General features: G+C 67.4%; 10 protein-coding genes. All 10 read left to right on the plus strand.

Features of this window, described 5'->3' with window-relative positions:
- Positions 1-108: 108 nt before the first annotated feature.
- The 10 genes from ACSQ1X_RS06675 to ACSQ1X_RS06720 all read left to right on the plus strand — a co-directional run bounded on the left by ACSQ1X_RS06675 (position 109) and on the right by ACSQ1X_RS06720 (position 22,724).
- Entirely contained in the window at positions 109-6,213 is a 6,105-nt protein-coding gene (locus ACSQ1X_RS06675; RefSeq protein ID WP_436057122.1) for an Ig-like domain-containing protein, read from the plus strand.
- Positions 6,214-6,313: 100 nt separating this feature from the next.
- Positions 6,314-7,285, plus strand: a complete 972-nt coding sequence (locus ACSQ1X_RS06680) for an AAA family ATPase (RefSeq protein WP_055803122.1) — start codon at positions 6,314-6,316, stop codon at positions 7,283-7,285.
- A 53-nt stretch (positions 7,286-7,338) separates the two neighbouring features.
- The gene (locus ACSQ1X_RS06685) at positions 7,339-8,670 is read left to right on the plus strand and encodes a DUF58 domain-containing protein (protein WP_436057123.1); all 1,332 of its coding nucleotides are present in this window, start codon (positions 7,339-7,341) and stop codon (positions 8,668-8,670) included.
- Positions 8,667-11,297, plus strand: a complete 2,631-nt coding sequence (locus tag ACSQ1X_RS06690; protein WP_436057124.1) for a transglutaminase-like domain-containing protein — start codon at positions 8,667-8,669, stop codon at positions 11,295-11,297. Before ACSQ1X_RS06685 ends, ACSQ1X_RS06690 begins: the two co-directional genes overlap by 4 nt.
- A complete protein-coding gene (locus tag ACSQ1X_RS06695) occupies positions 11,294-13,003 on the plus strand; it encodes an RDD family protein (RefSeq protein ID WP_436057125.1) in 1,710 nt (569 codons plus the stop codon). The genes ACSQ1X_RS06690 and ACSQ1X_RS06695 overlap by 4 nt, the downstream gene beginning before the upstream one ends.
- On the plus strand, positions 13,000-14,046 hold the full coding sequence (locus ACSQ1X_RS06700; RefSeq protein ID WP_436057126.1) for a PP2C family protein-serine/threonine phosphatase: 1,047 nt from the start codon (positions 13,000-13,002) through the stop codon (positions 14,044-14,046). Before ACSQ1X_RS06695 ends, ACSQ1X_RS06700 begins: the two co-directional genes overlap by 4 nt.
- Positions 14,000-15,820, plus strand: a complete 1,821-nt coding sequence (locus tag ACSQ1X_RS06705) for an FHA domain-containing protein (protein WP_436057127.1) — start codon at positions 14,000-14,002, stop codon at positions 15,818-15,820. The genes ACSQ1X_RS06700 and ACSQ1X_RS06705 overlap by 47 nt, the downstream gene beginning before the upstream one ends.
- Positions 15,817-17,490, plus strand: a complete 1,674-nt coding sequence (locus ACSQ1X_RS06710) for a serine/threonine-protein kinase (RefSeq protein WP_436057128.1) — start codon at positions 15,817-15,819, stop codon at positions 17,488-17,490. Before ACSQ1X_RS06705 ends, ACSQ1X_RS06710 begins: the two co-directional genes overlap by 4 nt.
- Positions 17,491-17,541: 51 nt before the next feature.
- Positions 17,542-18,246 carry a hypothetical protein gene (locus ACSQ1X_RS06715; RefSeq protein ID WP_436057129.1) on the plus strand — a complete coding sequence of 235 codons (705 nt, stop codon included), beginning with the start codon at positions 17,542-17,544 and terminating at the stop codon, positions 18,244-18,246.
- The gene (locus ACSQ1X_RS06720; RefSeq protein ID WP_436057130.1) at positions 18,243-22,724 is read left to right on the plus strand and encodes an FtsK/SpoIIIE domain-containing protein; all 4,482 of its coding nucleotides are present in this window, start codon (positions 18,243-18,245) and stop codon (positions 22,722-22,724) included. Before ACSQ1X_RS06715 ends, ACSQ1X_RS06720 begins: the two co-directional genes overlap by 4 nt.
- Positions 22,725-22,797 lie beyond the last annotated feature (73 nt).

Here is a 22,797-nt window from a genome sequence, read left to right on the forward strand (position 1 = left end):
GTGCGCCGGATGGTTGGGTAGGCTGTCGCGGGAAACAGAGAGCCCGGTACCGGGTCTTTGGAAACGCTGCCCTGGGGGCGGCTGCGATTTTGAGGGATTTGAAAACTGGTGACAACTCTGTTCGGCAAGCTGGGTCTCAGGGAACGCCGCAGGAAGTTGGTTTCGGGCACGGTTTTTGCGGTGGCCGGTGCTGCGTTGGTGGCGGGTGCGGTGATTTATCCGGGGTTTAAGACCACTGAGGTGGAATTGAACGACGGTGGTGTGTGGGTGGTCAGTAAGGCCAGGAATGCTGTTGGCCGTTTGAATTATCCGTCCCGTGTGCTGGATGGTGCGGTGACCCCGGCGAGTACGACTTTCGATATCCTGCAGAATTCCGGTGACGTTTTTGTCGATGATGAGACGGGTTCGACGCTGAATCAGGTGTCTCCGGCGAATATGCAGTTGGGCGGGGATAAGCAGTTGCCGGGTGCGGCTGATGTGAGTTTTGGTTCCGAGGTTATTTCGGTGACGGACCCGGCCAAGGGCAAGGTGTGGGCGCTTTCGCCGTCCACTGTCAACGGTTTTGACGAGGAGTCCACGGAGCCGGTGTTGGCCGGTTCGGAGGGCCTGGTGTCCGCTGTTGGTGCGGATAACCGGATTTACAGTGCGGATCCGAAGACCGGTGCGGTGACGGTGACGGCTGTTGATGCCAACGGTGCGGTGGCGTCGACCGAGTCCGGTACGTGGGACGGGCTGAAGGGTGCCGGGGATCTGCAGCTGGCTGTGGTGGGGGAGCAGCCGGTGGTGCTGGATGCCGGGCGGGGGAAGCTGTTCCTGCCGGGCGGGCGTGCGCTGGATGTGGCGGATGCGCAGGAGGCGAAGCTGCAGCAGTCGGGTCCGGAGTCGGATGTGGTGGCGGTGGCGACGCGGAAGGCGTTGTTGAAGCAGCCGTTGGACGGGTCGACGGCGAAGACGGTGTCCTTTGATGGTGAGGGTGTGCCGGCGGCTCCGGTGCAGCTGGGCGGGTGTGTCCATGCGGCGTGGTCGGGGGCGAACAAGTATGTCCGGGACTGCGTGAATGATGCCGATGATAAGAACGTGGAGGTGCCCAAGGCGAGTGCGTCGCCGTCGTACGTGTTCCGGGTGAACCGGGACCTGGTGGTGCTGAACGATGTGAACTCGGGCAATGTGTGGCTGGTCAACCAGAACATGCAGCTGGTGAACAACTGGGACGACGTCATCCCGCCCAAGAACCAGTCCGATGACCAGGACCAGGAATCCGCGGACAACAACACCATCAACATCCTGCCGGACCGGACCAAACCCAACCGGCCGCCGGAAACCAAGGCTGACACCGTCGGCGTCCGGCCGGGGCGCACCACCATCCTCCCCGTCCTGGACGACGACTCCGACCCCGACGGTGATGTCCTGACGGCGTCCGTCGGGGGCTCCGGGCCCGCTTCAGGCACGCTCCAGAACATCTACGGCGGAACGGCCTTCCAGATCACGGTCCCGGCCGACGCCAAGCCCGGCTCCGAAACTTTCAGCTACAACGCGGCGGACGGCCGGGGCCTGACCGCCGGCGGGCAGGTATCCCTGAACGTCGTGGGTCCTGACCAAAACAAGCCGCCCGTCTTCAAGCGCGGTGAGCCCACCACCATGCTGGTGGAGCAGGGGAAGACCGTCAGCCAGAACATCCTCACCGACTGGGCGGACCCCGACGGCGACGACCTCGTGCTGCTGGACGCCAAGGCAGACAACGAGCAGGACCAGGTCAAGGTCCGCCGCGACGGGCTGCTCACCTACCAGGATTCGGGGGCCGCACCCGGCAAGAAAACCGTCGCGGTGTCCGTGTGGGACGGCCGCGACACCACCACCGGACAGGTGGTGGTGAACGTTCAGCCGCCCGGCGCGCTGGCGCCGGTGGTCAACGCTGACCATGTCACCGCCGTCGTCGGCCAGGACCTCGTGATCGCCCCGCTGAAGAACGACGTCGACCCCAATGGCGGCGCCTTGCGGCTCGCCCAGGTGGAAGCCTCCGGCCCGGCCGAACTCGGCCCCGTCACCGACGGCGGAACTTTCACGTTCCGCAGCGAGACAGCCGGCCCGGTGTACCTGACCTACATCGCCAGCAACGGCCCGCAAAGCAGCCAGGGACTCATCCGCGTGGACGTGGAATCAGGCAAGGACACCGGCGACCCGGTGGCCGTCCATGACGTGGCGCTGATGCCGACCGGCGGAAGCGTGCTCCTGGACCCCCTGGCCAATGACTCCGATCCCTCCGGCGGCGTGCTGGTGCTGCAATCGGTCCAGCTTCCGGACAACACCACGGCATCCGTAAGCGTGATCGACCACAGTGTGCTGCGGATCACCGACGTGCTGGGCACCAAAGAGCCCTTCCTGTTCAAATACACGATGTCTAACGGCCGCAAGTCCGCCACCGGCAGCGTCTCCGTGGTGCCGGTGCCGGCGCCCGCCGTCCTCGAAGCGCCCCAGCCGAAACCGGACGAAGTCAACGTCCGCGTCAACGACGTCGTCACCATCCCCGTGCTGGCCAACGACACCCATCCGCAGGGCCAGAAACTGACTGTGGATCCGGTGCTGCCGCAGGCGGTGCCGGCGGAAGACGGCAAGAGTTTCGTGTCGGAGAACACGCTGCGATTCATCGCCGGTTCCCAGCCCAAGACGGTCCGCGCCATCTACAACGCCGTCGACCCGCAGGGCCAGAAGAGCGCCGCGGCGGTCACCATCCACATCCTGCCGCTGGAAGGCGCCGAGAACTCCCGGCCGCAGCCAAAGAACCTGACGGCAAGGGTGGTGGCGGCCGGCTCGGTCCGCATCCCGGTGGAACTGGACGGGATCGATCCCGACGGCGACTCGGTGCAACTGACCGGCATCGACAGCACCCCCAACATGGGCACCGCCACCGTCGGCAGCAACTTCATCGACTTCACCGCAGCCGGTGACGGCGCAGGTACGGACACCTTCCGCTACAAGGTGGTTGACCGGCAGGGCGCCGTCAATTCCGGCACGGTGACCGTGGGCATTGCCCCGCGGGGCGACGCGAACCAGAAACCCACCCCCGTCGACGACGACGTCCAGGTGCGTCCGGGACGCCAGATCGCCGTGGATGCCGCAGGCAACGACACGGACCCCGACGGCGACCCCATCGGGATTGTGGCCGACGGCATCGAAGCTCCCGCGGAACTCCAGGCGACCGTGAGCAAGGCGAGCGGACGCATCCTCCTGCAGGCGCCGGCGAGCGAGGGCACAGTCAACGTCCGCTACACGATCGTCGATGACCGCGGAGCGTCGGCGCAGGCCACTATCCGGGTCAACGTCCGCGGTGACGTTCCGCTCCAGGCACCGATCGCACGGGATGACCGTGTGACGTCCGCCCAGACCCTGGGCAAGACTGCCGTTGACGTGCCCGTGTTGAAGAACGACGAGGATCCGGACGGCGTGGGCGAGAACCTGAAGATCGCCACGGAAGCCACCACCGCCCGGCCGGGAACCGACGGCAACATGGTGGTGGAGCTGACCGAGCAGCCCCAGCTCATTCCGTACACGGTCGAGGACGTGGACGGCCAGAAATCCACCGCCATCATCTGGGTGCCCGGCGTGGGACAGCAGGTGCCGACGCTGGCCAAGGACGAGGTGGTCGAGGTCATTGCCGGCCAATCGGTAACCGTGGACCTGAAGGAATGGGTGAAGGTCCGCGACGGAAAGTCGCCGCGCCTGACCCAGACCGACCGGATCAAGCTCATCGGCTCCGACGGCGGTGACCCGGTTGCCGGGAACGGTACTGCCATCAACTACACCGCGGGCCAGGACTATGTGGGGCCTGGCTCCATCAGCTTTGAAGTCACCGACGGCACCGGCCCGGATGATCCGCAAGGCCTCAAATCAACCCTCAGCATCCGGACCAAGGTCCTGCCGGACCCGAACCGGAACAACCCGCCGACCCTGCTGGGAAGCTCGGTGGATGTACCAAAGGGCGAATCAGCGGACACCGACCTGGGCCGGCTCACGTCCGACCCCGACCGCGATGACGTCGACAACATGAAGTACGAGCTGGTGGGGAACGGTCCGGCCGGTTTCAATGCCCGCATTGAAGGCAAGACCCTTAAGGTGTCCGTGGACGGCTCAACAGCCACCGGCACTGCAGGGGCCGTGCAGGTCAAGGCAAAGGATCCCCGGGGACTCGAAACAACTGCAACGTTCCAGCTGGCGGTCACCGCGTCCAACCGGCCCAAGCCCGTAGCCAGCGACGATGTTGAACCCAACGCGGCCGCCGGCAAGACCGTGTCCGTAAACGTCCTGGCCAACGACTCCAACCCGTTCCCGGAGACGCCGCTGAAAATCGTGGAGGCCGGCGTCGAAACCGGACTCGGCAACGTCGAGGTGGCCGGCGGCGACGTGAACGTGACGCCTGCTTCCGGTTTTACCGGCACACTCGTGGTGGCCTACACCGTTGAGGACAAGACGGGGGAGACCTCCCGGCATGCCACGGCGCGCATCCGCCTGACGGTCAAGGACAAGCCGCTGGCCCCTGCCACGCCGCAGGCGCAGAGCGTCGGCGACCAGACTGCCTTGCTGAACTGGACCGCGCCGGCGGACCGCGGCTCGCCCATTACCAAGTACACGGTCTACGGCGAGGGCGGCTACCGGCAGGAATGCCCGGCAAACTCGTGCACGCTCACGGGTTTGACCAACAACACCAAGTACCACTTCCAGGTCACAGCCACCAATGAATTCGGCGAGTCCGACCGGTCACCGGCTTCGGCCGAGGTCCGTCCGGACGTCAAGCCCGACACCCCGGTTGCCCCTGCGCTGAAGTTCGGGGACAAGCAGCTCAGCGTGACGTGGACGGCGCCGGCGAGCAAGGGCTCGCCCGTCAAGTCATACGACCTGGAGATCTCCCCGGCGCCGGCCGGGCAGAACGCCCAGATCCAGAACCTGACCTCACTCAGCTATGTGTGGAAGGGGCTGCAGAACGGCGTTTCCTATAAGGTCCGTGTCCTGGCACGAAACGATGCCAAGGAGCCCTCCGAGTGGAGTGCCTACTCCGCCGCCGAAATCCCCGCCGGCGTCCCGGTCACCCCGGCCGCTCCCAGCGCGACGGCGGCAAACTCGGTGGGTACGCAGAGCCAGCTCAGGGTGACCTGGACGGCACCGAACAACAACGGCGACGCCATCTCGGCGTACACACTGACCACACTGAGGGGCGGGGCCGTCGTCGCCACCCAGCAGGTCGCCGGGACATCGCAGAACGTCACCGTGGACAACTCCGAGTCGGGCTATACCTTCACCGTGTCGGCCACCAACAAGGCCGGCACGTCCGGCACGAGCGCACAGTCCGCAGCCGTCCGGGCAGTGGGCAAGCCGGACATGGTGGGCAAACCCACCGCGACCCTCGTCGATACCGGCGGAGACGGCGGAAAGATCGACGTGAGGTTCCCCGTGTTGACCGATGCCCAGCGCAACGGATCGACTCCCGGCGAGATCACCTACAAGTACCGGCTGACGTCGGGTGGCGGCAGCGGCAACATTGCTGCCGGCGGAGGAACCGTGGCAGCTGCCAACGGCACCGCTACCGCCGTCGTCGTGTGGGCCGTCTCGTCCCGCAGTACCACCGCCGGCGACGCAAGCCCTGCCTCCAACACCGTCAACCCTTACGGGCTCGCCTTCGCGCCGACTGTGACGGGCAGCAACAGCAGCGGCGTGGGGGACAGGACAGTGTCCTGGAACTGGAACGAGCCCAGCGGCAACGGCCGGGCAGTGACGGGCTACCAGTACAGCCTGGACGGTGGAGGCTGGCAGGACACCGGGCAGCGGTCGTTCTCGAAGACCGTCGGCTTCAGCGAGACGCACACACTGCGGGTCCGCGCGATCAGCGCGGGCCAGGCGGGGCGCATCGGCAGCGATACCTCGCGCAGCGGCGCGGAGCCGCCACCGCCGGCGCCGACGTCGTGGGACATCAGGGCGACCCCGGTCAGGACCTGCACGGAGGCGAATAGCAGCACGAACAGCTACCGGAACACTAACCCGGACCAGTGCCTCAGCCCCGGACGGTGGTTCGACACGGGTTACACAGCCCAGACCGACTACTACGTGGTCTGGAGCGGCAGGGTCTGGTACCACCTCACGTCGGGTGCTGCCTCCGGCAACTTCACCCGCGGCGACACTACGTCCCTGGGCACGAACCCGCCGGCAGGCATGCCCCAGCGGTAATGCTGAGGTAATCAGGGCCCAAGCAAACAATTAGACTAATCGCTGGACGAAGCGGGCTGCGGCCCGAAGATTCAGCCGAAACCCGGAAGAGGATTGACCCATGACCATGACAACTGAGCAGGCCGACTGGTTTGCAGGAACGTTCGAGAAGCTCGTTGCCAACGTAGGACAGGCCGTGCTGGGCAAGTCCCACGTCATCCGCCTGACCTTCACGGCCATGCTCGCCGAAGGGCACGTCCTCTTCGAAGATGCGCCCGGAACCGGCAAGACGTCCCTGGCGCGTGCCCTCGCGGCAACCGTGCAGGGGTCCAACAACCGGATCCAGTTCACCCCGGACCTGCTTCCCTCGGATGTCACGGGTGTGACCATCTACGACCAGAAGACCCAGAAGTTCGAGTTCCACAAGGGTCCCATCTTCAACAACATCGTCCTGGCCGACGAGATCAACCGTGCGTCGCCGAAGACCCAGTCCGCCCTCCTGGAGGTCATGGAGGAATCACGGGTCACGGTGGACGGCACCACGTATGAAGCCGGCCGCCCCTTTATGGTCATGGCCACGCAGAACCCGATCGAGCAGGCGGGCACCTACCGGCTGCCCGAAGCCCAGCTGGACCGGTTCCTGATCAAAACGTCCATCGGGTACCCGGACCATGCGTCCACGGTGCAGCTGCTGGGAGGAGCGAACCTCAAAGACCGGTCCAAGGAGCTCTCCGCGGTCATCACCACGCAGGCGGTGGCTGACATGGCCGACCTCGCTGCGACCACACACGTGGACACCGCCGTGCTGGAATACATTTCACGGCTGTGCGAGGAAACCCGCAACGCACCCGAGACACGTCTCGGCGTCTCCGTCCGCGGAGCCCTGGCCATGGTCCGGGCCGCAAAAGTCTGGGCCGCGAGCCAGGGGCGGAACTTCGTCCTGCCGGACGACGTGAAGGACCTCGCCGGCGTCGTCTGGACGCACCGGTTTGTGATGGACCCCGAAGCGGAATTCTCCGGCGCCACCGCCGAAGCCGTACTGGCCCGCGTGCTGTCCGATGTCGCTGCCCCGCAGCAGCGCGCCGGCGTCTAAGCGGTGACCGCCCACCATTCCGGCACATTCACCGCGCGAACAAAGGCACAGATATGTCCAGCAGCACTCCGTTGACCCGGCTTGCTGAACGCCTGAAAAGGCCGTTTTCAGGTGACGGGAAGGCCTCGCGCCTACGCCCGGCCGCCATGTGGTCCGAAGCCGTCAGCACGGCGGGCCTGGTGCTCGCGCCCGCCTGGTCGAAAGTCCGGGTGCTCTGGTTGACGTACGCCTGGCCGGTTCTCTCGGTGGTCAGCGTCCTGGGCTGGTCCGTCCTGGCCGCATCGATCCTGCTGTGGAGTGTCGGCCAGGCCTATGGCTGGCAGGAAGCCAAGGCCGCCGCAGTGGCTGCCCTCGTCCTGTTCGTCCTTGCCGTCGGATTCATCCTGGGGCGCTCCTCCTACGGCGTGGTGCTGGACCTCGCCAGGACCCGCGTGGCCGTCGGCGACAGCGCCGTCGGCAGCATCGCTGTCTCCAATACCTCCGCGCGTCCCCTCCTGCCGGCCGCGCTGGAGCTTCCCGTGGGAGCGGCCACCGCCGTCTTTCACCTGCCGCGGATGAAACCGCAGCAGGTCCATGAGGACCTCTTCACCATCCCCACCGCCCGGCGCGCCGTCATTGTGGTGGGCCCGGTGCGCTCCGTCCGCGCCGACCCCCTGCACCTGCTGCGGCGCCAGGTGCTGTGGACTGAGCCTGAGGACCTCTACGTACACCCGCGGACCGTTGCCCTGGCCGGTTCCGCCGCTGGCTTCATCCGCGACCTGGAGGGCATGCCCACCACGGACCTGTCCAGCGCCGACGTGTCGTTCCACGCGCTCCGTGACTATGTGCCGGGCGACGACCGCCGCCACATCCACTGGAAGACCACCGCGCGGACCAACAAACTCATGGTGCGCCAGTTCGAGGAAACGCGCCGCGCCCACCTCGCCATCTCGCTGTCCATCAACACGGACGAATATGACTCGGAGCACGAATTCGAACTCGCTGTTTCCGCGGCCGCTTCCATCGGGCGCCAGGCCATCCGGGAACAGCGCGAACTGGACGTCCTCACCCAGAAGGGTCCGCTCCGGTGTGAGACCGGCCGGAACATGCTCGACGACATGACCCGGATCGTGGGTTCCCCAATGCGGAAGACCGCCGTCGACCTGGCCCGTACGCTGGCGGACACTGTCCCGAACGCTTCGGTGGTTTTCTTCGTCGTGGGCAGCCGAGTCACCCCCGCCCAGCTCCGTTCGGCATCGGCTTCGGTGCCGCCGGGAGTGCGCAGCCTCGCCGTCCGCCTTGAGACCGGCGCCGCGCCGGCCCGCGCGAACATCGCTGACCTGACAGTCCTGACGCTGTCCGACCTGTCCGACCTCGCCATCATCCTGAGAAAGGCGGCTGCATGAGCTCCGCGCCCGCATTCCGCCCGCGCAGGCAGCCCGCGCAATCGCAGCCGTCCGCCTTCAGCGACGGCCAGCCGGCCTGGCATTTCGCGCTCGACGCCGGTGCCCTGGTGGTCCTGCTGGGGCTTGGAGTCCTCGGGTTCAGCCTCAGCTTCGGCGGCGACCCCTATTACCTGATCGCCGGATTCGGTGGCATCCTGCTGGGCCTGGGCATTGCCGCGGCCAACGCCCACTTCAGGCTCGGGGCCCTGATCACCGCCGCAGCGACACTCGGCGCGTACCTGGTTCTAGGAACGCTGTTTGCCGTGCCCGATGCCGCCGTCGCCGGCTTTGTTCCCACTCTCGAGTCACTGCGGACCCTCCTGCTGGGCGTCGTCTTTGCCTGGAAGGACATGCTGACCGTAGGTGTCCCGGTGGGAACAGCCGGCGGAATGCTCATTGTCCCGTTCCTCAGCGCCCTCATCACAGCGCTGGCCGCAGGACTGATGACGTGGCGGCTGAAGAGCCCTTACTGGCCGCTCCTGCCTGTGCTGGTGCTCTTCGTTACCGGCATTGCCTTCAGTACCAACGCCGGCTTCCTCAACGTGGAGCGTGGAATCTCCCTCACGGTGGTGGCTGTGGCCTGGGCAACCTTCCGACGCGACGCACACCGGCGCAACGACACCCGAAAGGTGTCCGTCAACCGCCCGGAGGCGGATGCCTCCACCGCACGCCGCGCCAAGATCCGCCGGCTCGGGTCCGCCGCGGGCGTCATCGCGGCCTGTGTGGCCGTCACGGCGGTGGCATCGCCGCTCGTTACGGCCAGCGACGACAGAACGGTACTCCGCAACGCGATCGTTCCGCCGTTCGACCCGAAGGACTACATCACTCCGCTGGCGAGCTTCCGTAATTTCGTCAAGGACAAGAAGGATGACAACCTGTTCGTGGTGAGTGGCCTGCCCCGGGACGGGCGCGTCCGTCTGGCGGCCCTTGACGCCTTCAACGGCACCAACTACAACATGGACCCGGACAGCTCCGGCAACTTCAGCAAGGTGGGGGATGCCAAGTCCCTCAACACCTTGGCCGACTCCGACGGCATCGTCCCCAGCAACGATTACACCCTGGATATCACCATCGAGGACTACCAGGGATACTTCCTGCCCGGCGGCCGCCGCACCACCGGAATCAGCTTCACCGGGGAGTCCTCGGGAGCCGCCTCCGGGCTCTACTTCAACTCCGGAACGGACACCGCGGTCACCACCAGGGGCCTCGCGAAGGGCGACGCCTACAGCGTGCAGGTGTCCGACCCCGCCAAGCTCGAACACGGCCAGCTCACCCAGTACGACTTCGCCAAGGTGGCGCTCCCGGATGCCCAGGAAGTCCCGCCGGTGGTCGGCTCCCAGGCCAACGATTTGTCCGCCGACGCCCCCACGGCGATCGACCGTGTCCGGCAGATCGAAGCCCATTTCCAGAAAAAGGGCGCCTTCAGTAACGGCCTGATCGACGAAGGCCAGCTGCCCAGCGTCTCAGGGCATGGCTCGGCGCGCATCAGGAGCCTCCTGACCGCCAAGCAGATGCTGGGCGACGACGAACAATACGCCGTGGCGATGTCCCTGATGCTCCGGCACCTGGGCATCCCGTCGCGGGTGGTGATGGGCTTCTACCCGGACCCGAAGAGCCCGGAAAACGGCGCCGGCGAAGTAAAGATCACCGGCAAGGATGTCCACGCCTGGGTGGAGGTCGCGTTCGACCGTGTCGGGTGGGTCTCCTTCGACCCCACCCCGCCCAAGGACAACGTGCCCATTCCGCCGGACCCCGAGAACAAATCCAAGCCCAAACCGCAGGTCCTGCAGCCCCCGCCCCCGCCGCAGGAGCCGGCCGACCTGCCGCCGGACTCTTCCCCGGACGCCCTGGACGCTGACGAGAAGAAGAACAACCCGTGGCTGTTCTGGGGACCGATCCTCACGGCAATCGGCATCGCCTTGATCCCCGTTGCGATCCTGGCGCTGCCGCTTCTGCTCATCGCGCTGCTCAAGAGCCGGCGCCGCAGGGCCCGGTTCTCCGACGGGCACCCGGCCCAGCGGGTGGGCGGCGGCTGGAACGAAGTGGTCAGCCTCGCCACGGACATGGGTGCCGCCCTGGACACCCGGGCAACCCGCCGGGAATCCGCCGTCGTCCTCGGTGAAGCTTTTCCCGCGACTGCCGGAACAACCGCCCTGCTGGCGCGGCGCGCCGACGCCTCCATTTTCGGCGCCGGCCAGCCAAGCGAGGCGGAGGTCCAGGAGTACTGGACCATCGTCGACGGCTCGCTGAAGGAAATGACCGCCACTGTTGGATTCTGGCGGCGCCAGGCTGCCCGGTTCTCGCCCCGGTCCCTCCTGTCCGACGGCCGGACTGCGCTCAAGCTCAAGGGACCCAGGCTTGTCCGGACTGCCAAAACGGAGCCCGCGGGTAGGGTGGACGGTGGCCCGGGACCGGTGTCCGGCCACCCTGTCAGGCAACCGGACGGCCCGGTGACCGGACCGGCACCGGCGGCACCGGCGGGTGCTTCCGCTTCGGGGCCGGCCACTTCCGGCCCGGCCACTTCCGGTCCGGACAATGAACAGACCGTGCTGAGGCGCACCCTACGAGAGAACCGCAACGAACCATGACCCATGACGCCGAGCGCTGCCAGCGCTGCCAGCAGTTGATACGTCCCGGAGCGGCGTTCTGCCCGTCCTGCGGCGCGCCGCTGAGCAACCGGGCTGCCCGCAATGACCGGAACATCGACCACTCGCAGCGGGAGCTGATGGAGCGGACGGCCGCGCACGGCGGTCCGATTCCCGGTAGTATCCCCGTAGCGCACGCCGGGACGGAAGCCGCCGGGCCGGGCCTCCGGGAACAGACGGTGCACGGACAATCGGTCCAGGGACACCGTCCAGTTGGACAGGGTGCCCCCGGACAGGGTGCCCCCGGACGGGGCGCCCCCGGACGGGGCGTGCCTGTGCAGGGCGGCCGCCTGGCCGGTGTGCAAACGCACGGCTCGAACGTACAAGGGGGAGGTACCGGAATGGGTGGCAAGCTGGACATCGTTCCCGCAGCGGCGGGACGGCGGCTCGGCGCCGCGGTGCTCGACTGGGTGGGGCCGGCCGCGGTTCTTGTAGTGATGCTAACCATCGGGTTTGCCAGCATCACCCGCACCCAGAGCGGCGGCTACATCATTTACGACACAGCGATGCTTGTGCTGCTGGGCAGCATTGCGGTGGGCATCGCTGTGGTTTACACACTGGTGATGCTCGGAATCGAAGGCCGCTCCGGCAACACCATTGGCAACCAGCTCATGGGCATCCGCAGCACCGACCAGGACGGCTATGCCCCCGGCGCCGGAGCCCTGTTCCTGCGCGGCCTCATCACCGGCGCAGGCATCCTCCTGACGGTGCTTGCAACGGTGCTCGTGGTGGTTTTCAAGTGGTTCGGGGCCGCGCTGTGGATCCTCGTGCCGCTCGGCATGCTCGGTATCGCCTGGGCTTTCCTCGTGGTGGTGTCCAACTCCTGGGACAAGAACGGCAAGCTTAGGGGCTGGCACGATGCCGCGGCCAAGACGCTCATGTTCGATGTCAACGCCGGCCGGAACCCCGTCACCACCGGAGGCATCCAGGGGCCCTACAGTTTCGCACCGCTGGACCTCCCGCCCGTGCAGCAGGTTTCGTCACCGATTGCGGGCGCGGCCGTCAGGCCCGGCCAGGCGGTGACCGCGCCAGCCGCGGAACCGCACCAAGGTTTCAGCCAGCCTGCCGCCGTCCCGCAGCCGCCCCATAACCCGAACCAGTGGCAGCCCCCCGTGGCGCCCGCGCCTGTTCCCGTCCCGACACAGGGACAGGCCCAGCCCCAGGCCGCGCCCGTCCCGACACACTTCCAGCCGGCACCCGCCCCGGTTCAGACCAAGCCCCTGCAGGACCCTGCGCCGCAAGTTCAGGCTTGGGCCCTCCACCCCGATGACGACCACGACCGCACCCAAATGCGCGGACAAACCGTTCCGGCACCAGTGGCCGTGCTGCGCATCAGGCTCGACGACGGCCGCGAATTCCAGCTTGACCGGACGGCGCTCATCGGCCGGAACCCCGGCGGTTTTCCGGGTGAAGACATTGCACAGCTGCTGGCAGTGGCGGACCCCGGCCGTTCCATCTCCAAGACCCACCTGCACCTGCGTGAGGACAACGGGGGAGTATGGGTCACGGACCGCAACTCCACCAACGGCAGCGCCGTCACCACGCCGGACGGCATCCGTACCGCCTTGCAGGCCGGGGAACCCGCCTATGTACGCCCAGGGTCCACCGTCCACTTCGGTGACCGAACCTTCCACCTAGGACAGGCATGAATTCCCAGCCGGCAGCCGCCACTTCCGAAGCGGGCCGGGAGCCCGGACTCCAACTGAGCTGCGGCTACGGCACCGACCGTGGCCTGCGCCGGGAACTCAACGAGGATTCCTTCATCGCCTCCGACCCCGTGTTCGCCGTCGCGGACGGCATGGGCGGCCACGAAGGGGGCGAGATCGCCAGCGGAATCTGCGTCCGGACCCTCGCCGGAATGCCGCAGCTGGCCACGGGGGAGCGGACGGCCACGGCCGCCGTCGTCCAGCAGTACCTGGTCAGCGCGGATGAGCGGATCCGCACCGCCACCGGTTCGCGGGCTGGCACCACCCTCGCCGGCGTTGTGCTCGTGGAGCAGATGGGGGTCCCGTACTGGCTGGTGGTGAACATCGGCGACTCGCGGACCTACCGGCTGAGCCAGGGTGAGTTCGCCCAGGTCAGTGTGGACCACTCGGAGGTCCAGGAGCTTGTGGACTCCGGCGAAATCACCAGGGAGCAGGCTGCCGTGCACCCGCGCCGGCACGTGGTGACCCGCGCCCTGGGCACCGGTGACGAAACCGACGCCGACTACTGGCTGCTGCCCGTCGAGGAAGGCGACCGCATCATGATCTGCTCGGACGGGCTGAACGCGGAGCTCACTGACGACCATATGTTCCGCATCCTGAGCACGGTGGGCCACCCCCAGGATGCCGTGGACGCGCTCATCCAGGCGGCGCTGCGCAGCGGGGGACGTGACAACGTCACGGTGATTGTTGTGGATGCCAAGAACGTGATGAACGACGCCGGAACAGACACCGCGCCCCGGCCCGCCGCAGGCGTCGAAGACGAGGACACGCTGCCCCGTACCCAGGTCCTGGAGAATGCCGAAGTGCAGGACAGCACTGAAGTGGATACCGAGGAACTTCCCGAGGCCCCCGTGGCCGTGCTGCCCGCGGACGCGCCAGAGTCCGCTGATTTGCGCAAGCCCGCGGAGCCGGCCGCGCTACCTGGCCAGGAGTCCGTGCATGACTCCGGGAACGATGATGAGGGCCGCCGCGATGGTCTCAAGTAGCTACACCCCGGGGACCTGGTTCGGGGTAGTCCGGGCAGGGACCGCCGTGCTGCTGGCGCCCGGGACTCCGCCCGCGCTCGTGGACTCCCTGTGGGAGCTGCTGGGCAGTGAGCCTGAGGTCCACGACGTGCTTCACGCGGTGACCAGCGCCTCCTCGGGCTCCCTGGCGCAACTTCCGTGGTTCGGCATTGTGGATATGCGGGATTCCCTGCGGGTGTTCCTCCGCGGCGACATCGAACTGACAGCGGACCTCGCCGCGGGACCGGTGGAGTTGAACGGCAGCGACGTCACCACCTGGACCGAGCGCAGGCTCAGCGAACCGGAACGGTACACAGTGACGCTTCCGGGCGATGCTGCCGGCGCTGCCGAACTCCCGCTGGGGGAGGGGGTTGTCCTGCTGCAGAGCCTCACGGTGGGCCGCGTTACGGGCGCACTGCCTCCGGCGTCGGGGGCGGCGGCGAATGCGGCTCCCGTGACCGAGGTGCCCCTGGCTCCGGAGGCCACTGCGCCTGCCCCGGCCGAGCTCGCGGTGCACGAGCAGGTGCCGGTACCCGAACAGGTACCCGTGCACAACGAAGAGCCGGTGGCCGAGCCGGTCCACGAACCCGTCCCTGAGCCGGTCCACGACGTGCCTGCTGAACATGGTGCGTCGGCCGAGACGGTGATGGGTCTTCCCGACGACGAGCTCGAGTACACGGCCGCCGGCATGCCCGGCATGGAGGGTCCCGGCACGGAAGGTACGGAGGACGAACACGAAAGCACGGAAGATGCCGGCACCGGCGCGCCCGGCGCCTCCCCGGGAGCGGGCGGACAGGAACCCGTTCCGGCGAACGAGCTGACCGGAAGCTACGACCACCTGTGGGAAAAGACCGTCATGCGCCGCATCGAGGACGCCGCCGTTCGGGACGAGCCTGAAGAAGAGCCTGCCGTGGAAACGGAAAACCCGGAAGGCGCCCCCGAGCGGGTAGGCGAACCCCAAGCAACAGCCGCGACCGCGCAGTTGCCTGCCGCGGAGCCGGCCGCGCCCGCGCAGCACGCACAGCCCCTCATCCCTGCCGGGCACGGCGGGCTGATCGACTCCGTCCCCTGGAACACCGGCGGCGGGCAGGCCGCCCGGCCGTCCGGGCCGCCGTCGTTCGCTCCCGTATCCGCTTCGCCCGCAGCCGGTGACATGCCGCACTGGGGCAGCCCGTCGGCAGTGCCCCCGGTGCCGGAAGGCGACCACGACGGCGAAACGATCATGAAAAGCGATCTCGCCGGACTCGGGACCACCCCGCAGCTGCAGGGCACGGCCGGCGGCAGCGACCCGGCCACCGGCCCCATGGTCCTGGCCCGCGTCTGCCCGCAGGGCCACGCCAACCCGCCGACGCATTCGCAGTGCGCCGGCTGCGGCATGGCGCTGGCGTCCGACGCCGTGCAGGTCCGGCGGCCAAGGCTGGGGCGCGTCCGGGTGTCCACCGGCGAACTGATCGACCTGGACCAGTCACTCGTGATCGGCCGCCAGCCCTCCGTGTCCCGCGTCCAGGGCGGAGGCATGCCCCGGCTCGTCCAGGTGGCAAGCCCCAGCGGCGACATTTCCCGGTCGCATATTGAAGTCCGGCTGGAAGGCTGGCACGTGATGCTGTGCGACCTCAAGGCCACCAACGGAACAGTCCTGGTCCGCGAGGGACAGCCGCCCAGGCGGCTTGCCCAGAACGAGATGGCCATTCTTCTTGACGGTGATATTGCAGAACTCGGCGATGATGTGTCGCTGCGGTTCGAGGAGATTCTATGAGTTCCAAGCGGCCCGTAGCCCCGCCGCCGCCGATTCCCGGCTTCACGTATGTCAGCCTGCTCGGTTCGGGCGGGTTCTCCGACGTCTACCTCTATGAGCAGGACAGGCCGCGGCGGAAGGTGGCCGTCAAGGTACTCCTCTCGGACCTGAAGACCGAAGGTGCCCGGCGCCGCTTCGAATCCGAAGCGAACCTCATGGCCCAGCTGTCCTCGCACCCGTATATTGTGACCATTTTCGAAGCCGAGGTCACCGAGGACGGACACTCCTACCTGGCCATGGAGTACTGTTCCCGGCCCAGCCTTGACGTCCGTTACCGCCGGCAGCGGTTCAGCGTGGACGAAGTCCTGGCCGTCGGAATCCAGGTGGCATCCGCCGTCGAGACCGCCCACCGCGCCGGCATTGCCCACCGGGACATCAAGCCGGCCAACATCCTGGTGACCGATTACAACCGTCCGGCACTGACCGACTTCGGCATTTCCGGCACTCTCGGCAGCGACACCGACGAAGACGCCGGGATGTCGATTCCGTGGTCCCCGCCCGAGCAGTTCCGGGACGGCCCGGTAGACGGCGTGATGGTGGACGTCTGGGCCCTGGGTGCGACGCTGTACACCCTCCTGGCCGGGCGGTCGCCGTTCGTGCTGCCGGGGGCCGACAACTCCCAGCGCGAACTGATTTCCCGGATTACCAACTCGCCCGTACCGCGGCTGGGGCGGGCGGATGTTCCCGAATCGCTGGAGCTGGCGCTGTCCACGTCGATGGCCAAGTCGGCTGCCTCCAGATACTCCTCGGCCCACGCCTTCGCATTGGCGTTGCAGCGGATCCAGGCGGAACTGAACCTGTCAGTCACCCCCTTCGAGGTCCTGGACGACGCCCACGCCGAGGAGAGCCACCCGGACGACGGCTTCGAAGAGACCCGGGTCCGGAGCATCGCGTCCGTGGACCCCGATCAGACAGGACACGCCCCGACCTTCCCGGCACGGGTGCGTCCCGTGGTTCCGTCCGCGTTTACGCCCGCGGCGCCGCCGGCACCGGCCGCCGGTCCCGCCCGTGGGCCGGTCCCCGGGCCGGTCCCCGGACCCGCCGCCCGTCCGGACCAGCATGATGACTGGTCGCAGGGCACCATGCTGCGGGGGAGCATCGCGGCAGAGCCGCGGACCGGCGGACCTGGTGACGCGGACATCGCCGCTACGGTCAACAGGCCGCAGGCCGTGCAGGAAGCGCCGGCCGAAGCTCCGGTTGACCATAGCAAGCGGAACCTGTGGCTGGCGGTGGCCGGCGGTGCGGTGCTCGTCGTCGCCGTGATCCTGGGGCTGGTGCTGGGCGTGTCGCGGCCGGAGCCGGTTGTTAAGCCCACCGAGAAGGTTTCCACGCCACCGCCGGATGCCCTGGGTGACGGATCGGTGCCTGACGTGACAAACCTCGTCGGCAAGTTCACGGACTCGGGGAAGGCCCGGTTCACGTGGACCAACCCGGATCCCAAGCCGGGGGATACCTATAAGTGGCAGCTGTCGACATCTGCCCCCGGCGAGGGTTTCCACGCCACCGAAACAACGGAGGCTGAAGTGACTCCCGGCCCGAACAAGTTCGCCTGCATCTGGGTGATGATCGTGCGCAGCGACGGTTCGGCATCTCCCATGGGTGGCGACTCGTCGTATGAGTGCGCCCAGTGAATACAACAATTGCCCTTTGAGTAAGCATTGCCCTTTGAGGAGGCACGGAAAATGGGGGATCTAGCAGTAGATTTCTGTGGCGAATGGTATGAGCCGTCGGACGAGGACGTCTTCAGCATCGGACGCGAGGGCGACCTGGAAGTCGACGATAACCCTTACCTGCACCGGCGGTTCCTCCAGATCGCCCGCTACGACGGCATCTGGTGGCTCAGCAATGTGGGAAGCATGCTCTCGGCGACGGTGGCGGACGGCAGCGGCGGGATGCAGGCCTGGCTCTCACCCGGCGCCCGGATTCCGCTCGTCTTCAGCCACACCAACGTGATTTTCACCGCCGGTCCCACGACGTACGAGTTTGCCGTCCACCTCAAGACGCCCTCTTTCCGGCAGGAGGCCCCCGAAGACGAGAGCGGCGGGGATACGACCATCGGACCGGTCGTCTTCACCGATTCCCAAAGGGCGCTGATCGTTGCCCTGGCCGAGCCCATGCTGCGGCGGGACGGCACGGGGTTCAGTGCCATCCCGTCGTCGGCTGCCGCCGCCAAGACCCTGGGCTGGGCGCTGACCCGGTTCAACAGAAAGCTGGACAACGTGTGCGACAAACTGGACCGCGTCGGCGTGGCCGGTCTCCGCGGCGGCGGCGGCAAGCTGGCCACCAACCGGCGCGCGCGGCTGGTTGAACACGCCGTGACGTCGCACCTGGTGACCGCTGAAGACCTGTACCTGATCGAAAAAATGAGGGGGGTCGACGAAGCGTGAAGATCCGACTGACGCTGCGCCGGGACCCGGCCGATGCCAAAGACCTCGCCGTAACCGTGGACGGCCTGGCAACTGTGGCGGACATCGCCACCCAGCTGTGGGCCGCCGATCCCGAACGCCGGGGCACCCGGCCGCCGGAGAACCTGTCGCTCTGCATCGACGAGGCCTTCGTGGCCGGCGGGATGCGCGGCAACATCCTCAACCGCGCAGACAACCTCCTGGAATCGGGGCTCCGGCCCGGGTCCATTGTTTCGCTGACCCAGGTCAGCGAGCAGTTTGCGGCGCCGGGCGGCAACCGCGGCCCCGCCGCGGCGACGCTCCGGGTGTTGTCCGGGCCCGACGTCGGGCAGGAATTTTCGCTGCCCACCGGCACCAGTTACATCGGCCGGGACCGGGACGTCGACATCCGGCTCTCGGACCCCATGACCTCCAAGCGGCATGCCCGCATCACGGTGGGGGAGACCGTGGAAATCGTGGACACGAATTCCGCCAACGGCCTGATCATGGACGGGCTGCCGGTCACCCGGGCCACGCTGAACTCCTCGGACACGGTGACCCTGGGCGACACGACCGTCTCCGTGGTGGGCCTCGGCCACCACGGTGGTGCGCCGACGTCGCCCTTGGTGGATTTCAACCGCTCGCCCCGGGTGGTGCCGCGCTTCGCCCCGCCCAAGCGGGTGCTGCCGGCCGGACCCAAGCGCCAGGAGCACCACCCGTTCCCGTACATCATGCTGATCGCCCCGCTCATGATGGGCGCCATCCTGTTCGCCGTCACGGGCAACATCTTGTCGGTGCTCTTCATGATGATGATGCCGTTGTTCATCATCGGCCACTACGTGGACCAAAAGATGCAAAGCAAGCGGGAACGCAAGGAGCAGCTCAAACAGTTCCGCGAAGCCATGGCGGCGTTCCGCAAGGACATCACCGAGCTGCAGCACATCGAACGGTCCGTGCGCCTCCAGGAAGCCCCCTCCGTCAGCGACACCGTGGATTCCATCTACAAGCTCGGACCGCTGCTCTGGACGCACCGGCCCGAGCACAACGGGTTCCTCGGCCTGCGCTTCGGGCTGGGCACCGCGCCGTCGCGCATTTCATTCGATGAGCCCTCCAACAATGAGACCGAAGCCGAGTACATGCAGGAGATCCAGGCCTGCCTTAAACAGTTCCGGGACATTGAAGGCGTTCCCATCGTGTCCCAGCTCCGCTCCGCCGGCGCCTTCGGGCTCGCAGGTTCACGCGGCTTGGTGGACGACGTTGCCCGCGGCATGGTCCTGCAGACTGTGGGGCTGCATTCACCCGCCGAAGTGGTGGTCACGGCCATCACGTCGGCCAAATCGCGGGAACGCTGGAACTGGCTTCAGTGGCTGCCTCACGTAGGCTCCGGGCACAGCCCGCTCAGCGGCGACCACCTCGCGGCCGGCCCCGCCGGCGGTTCCTCGCTGCTGGCACGGCTCGAGGACCTCATCGAGCAACGCGAAGCAGGCGCCCAGTCGCCGCGTCCCGTGCCGCGGCCCGGCATCAAGGGCGAGGACGGCGACATCCCCGGACCCGTGCTGCCCTCCGTGCTGGTCATCGTCGAAGACGACGCTCCCGTTGACCGCGGGCGGCTGACCCGGCTGGTGGAACGCGGACCGGATTCGGGCGTCCACGTCATGTGGGTGGCCACCAGCGTCCAGTCCCTCCCGGCCGCGTGCCGCGACTTCATGGTGGTGGACGGCGACCATGGAACCACCACCGGCCAGGTCCGGCTTGGCCGGCACACCTACCCGGTGAGCTGCGAAAGCCTCGACGCCGAACTCGCCTCCCAGCTGGCCCGGATGCTGTCCCCGGTGATCGACGTGGGCAAACCCGTGGACGACGACTCCGACCTTCCCCGCGCGGTGTCCTATGTGAGCCTGATCGGCAAGGACTTCATGGACAACCCCCAGGCGGTGGCGGACCGCTGGAAAGAGAACAACTCGGTCCACGCCACCGCCGTCGCAAACCGCAAGGACAACGGCACGCTCCGGGCCCTGGTGGGGTCCAAAGGTATTGAACCGCTGTACCTGGACCTGAAGAACGAGGGTCCGCACGCCCTGGTGGGCGGCACCACCGGCGCCGGCAAGTCCGAATTCCTGCAGTCCTGGGTGATGGGCATGGCCGCCGCCTACAGCCCGGACCGCGTCAGTTTCCTGTTCGTGGACTACAAGGGCGGTGCCGCCTTCGCCGACTGCCTGCATTTGCCCCACACCGTGGGCCTGGTGACGGACCTCTCGCAGCACCTGGTGCGCCGCGCACTGACGTCCCTGCGGGCGGAGCTCCACTACCGGGAGCACCTGCTCAACCGGAAGAAGGCCAAGGACCTGCTGGGCCTCCAGCGCGAGGCGGATCCCGAAGCTCCGCCCTACCTCATCATCATCGTGGACGAATTTGCGGCCCTGGCCACCGAAGTCCCGGAGTTCGTGGACGGCGTGGTGGATGTTGCCGCCCGCGGCCGGTCCCTTGGCCTGCACCTGATCCTTGCCACCCAGCGGCCCGCCGGCGTGATCAAGGAAAGCCTGCGCGCCAACACCAACCTGCGGGTTGCCCTGCGCATGGCCGACGAGGACGACGCCACGGACATCCTCGGGGTACCCACCGCGGCCTACTTCGACCCTTCCATCCCGGGCCGCGGCGCCGCCAAGACCGGTCCCGGCCGGATCCAGGGTTTCCAGACCGGCTACGCCGGCGGCTGGACCACGGAGAAACCGCAGACCCCGCAGATCGACATTGTGGAAATGGCTTTCGGTTCGGGACCCGCCTGGGCCGCGCCGGCGCCCGAGAAACCGGTGCGGGAGGAGCCTGCCGGGCCCAACGACATCGCCCGCATGACGGCAAACATCATCAAGGCAGCGGAGGTCCTGTCCATCGCGCCGCCACGGAAACCGTGGCTCAACGAGCTGGCCAAGACCTACGATTTCTCCAAGCTCCCCAACCCCAGGACGGACGAGCGCCTCCTGCTGGGCGTGGCTGACGACCCCGCCCACCAGGACCAGCCCACCGTGTTCTACGAGCCTGACAAAGACGGCAACATGGCCATCTACGGAACGGGCGGTTCGGGCAAGTCAGCAGCCCTGCGGGGCATCGCCATCGCCGCTGCGGTCACACCGCGCGGAGGCCCGGTCCACGTCTACGGCATCGACTGCGGTTCCTCGGGACTGAAGATGCTCGACGGACTACCGCATGTCGGCGAGATCATCAACGGAGACGACGTCGAACGCGTGGGCAGGCTGCTGCGATGGCTGCGCGACGTGGCCGATGACCGCGCCGCCCGCTACGCCGACGTCCGGGCCTCCACGATCGTGGAATACCGAAAACTGGCCAACGATCCGGACGAGAAACGGATCTTCATCCTGGTGGACGGCATGTCCAGCTTCCGCGAGGCCTACGAATACAGCCGCCTGTCCGCACTGTGGGACATCTTCCTGCAGCTGGCAACGGATGGCCGGCCGCTGGGCATCCACCTGGTTGTCTCCGGTGACCGCCCCAACTCTGTCCCGGCGTCGTTGCTGGCTTCCATCCAGCGTCGCCTGGTCCTGCGGCTCTCCTCCGAAGACGACTACATTTCGCTGGACGTGCCCAAGGACGTCCTGAACCAGGCCTCGCCCCCGGGCCGCGGCCTGCTGGGAACGCACGAGGTCCAGCTTGCCGTGCTGGGCGGCGACTCCAACCTGGCGCTCCAGGCCCGCGAAGTCCATAAGCTCAGCGAAGCCATGCTGCGCCAGGGGGTGGAGAAGGCTCCCCAGATCGAACGCCTGCCCGAGCAGGTCGACCTGGACATTCTTCCCGCCGGAAGCCCGGATCTGCCGGTCATCGGCGTAGACGACGAGACCCTCCAGCCGGCCGAAATCATGGCGAAGGGACCACTGCTCGTGGCGGGTCCGCCAGGGGCCGGCCGCACGGTGGCACTGGTCACCATGGCCTATGCGCTGCGCCGGTCCAACCCCGGTACCGAGCTGATCTATATCGGCTCGCGCAGGTCTGCCGTCGCATCGCTGAAGGTCTGGAACCGGACACTCGTGGGCGCCGACGACGTCGAAGAGGCAATTGACGCACTGGTGGACTACTCCTCGGAGAACCCTGGCCGGCTTGCCATCTTCATCGAAGGCCTGACCGAGTTCACGGACACGGGTGCCGAGTCCGGCATCGAGCAGCTGGTCACCACATCCATCAAGGCCGACCAGTGGGTGGTGGGCGAGTCTGAGACTTCCACCTGGTCCTCGGCCTGGTCCCTGTCGCAGCCGTTCAAATCCGGCCGGCGCGGACTGCTGATCAACCCGGGCGACATCGAGGGGGACAGCCTGCTGAGCACATCGCTGGGCAAGATCAGTTCCGACTTCGTTCCGGGCCGCGGCTACATCGTAGGCCGCGGCAAGGTCCGCAAGCTGCAGATTGCGCTGCCGCCGGAAAACCGCAGCCAGGCCGATCCGGACCTCAGCCGGGCCGGAGCACTGAGGTGAGAGGCGTGGGGCAGTACGGCACGGGCAGTGCTGTATGGGCAGGGCTGCATGGGGAGCGGTGCCCATCGACGGA

The sequence above is a fragment of the Arthrobacter sp. LjRoot78 genome (assembly GCF_964254335.1).
GTDB lineage: Bacteria > Actinomycetota > Actinomycetes > Actinomycetales > Micrococcaceae > Arthrobacter.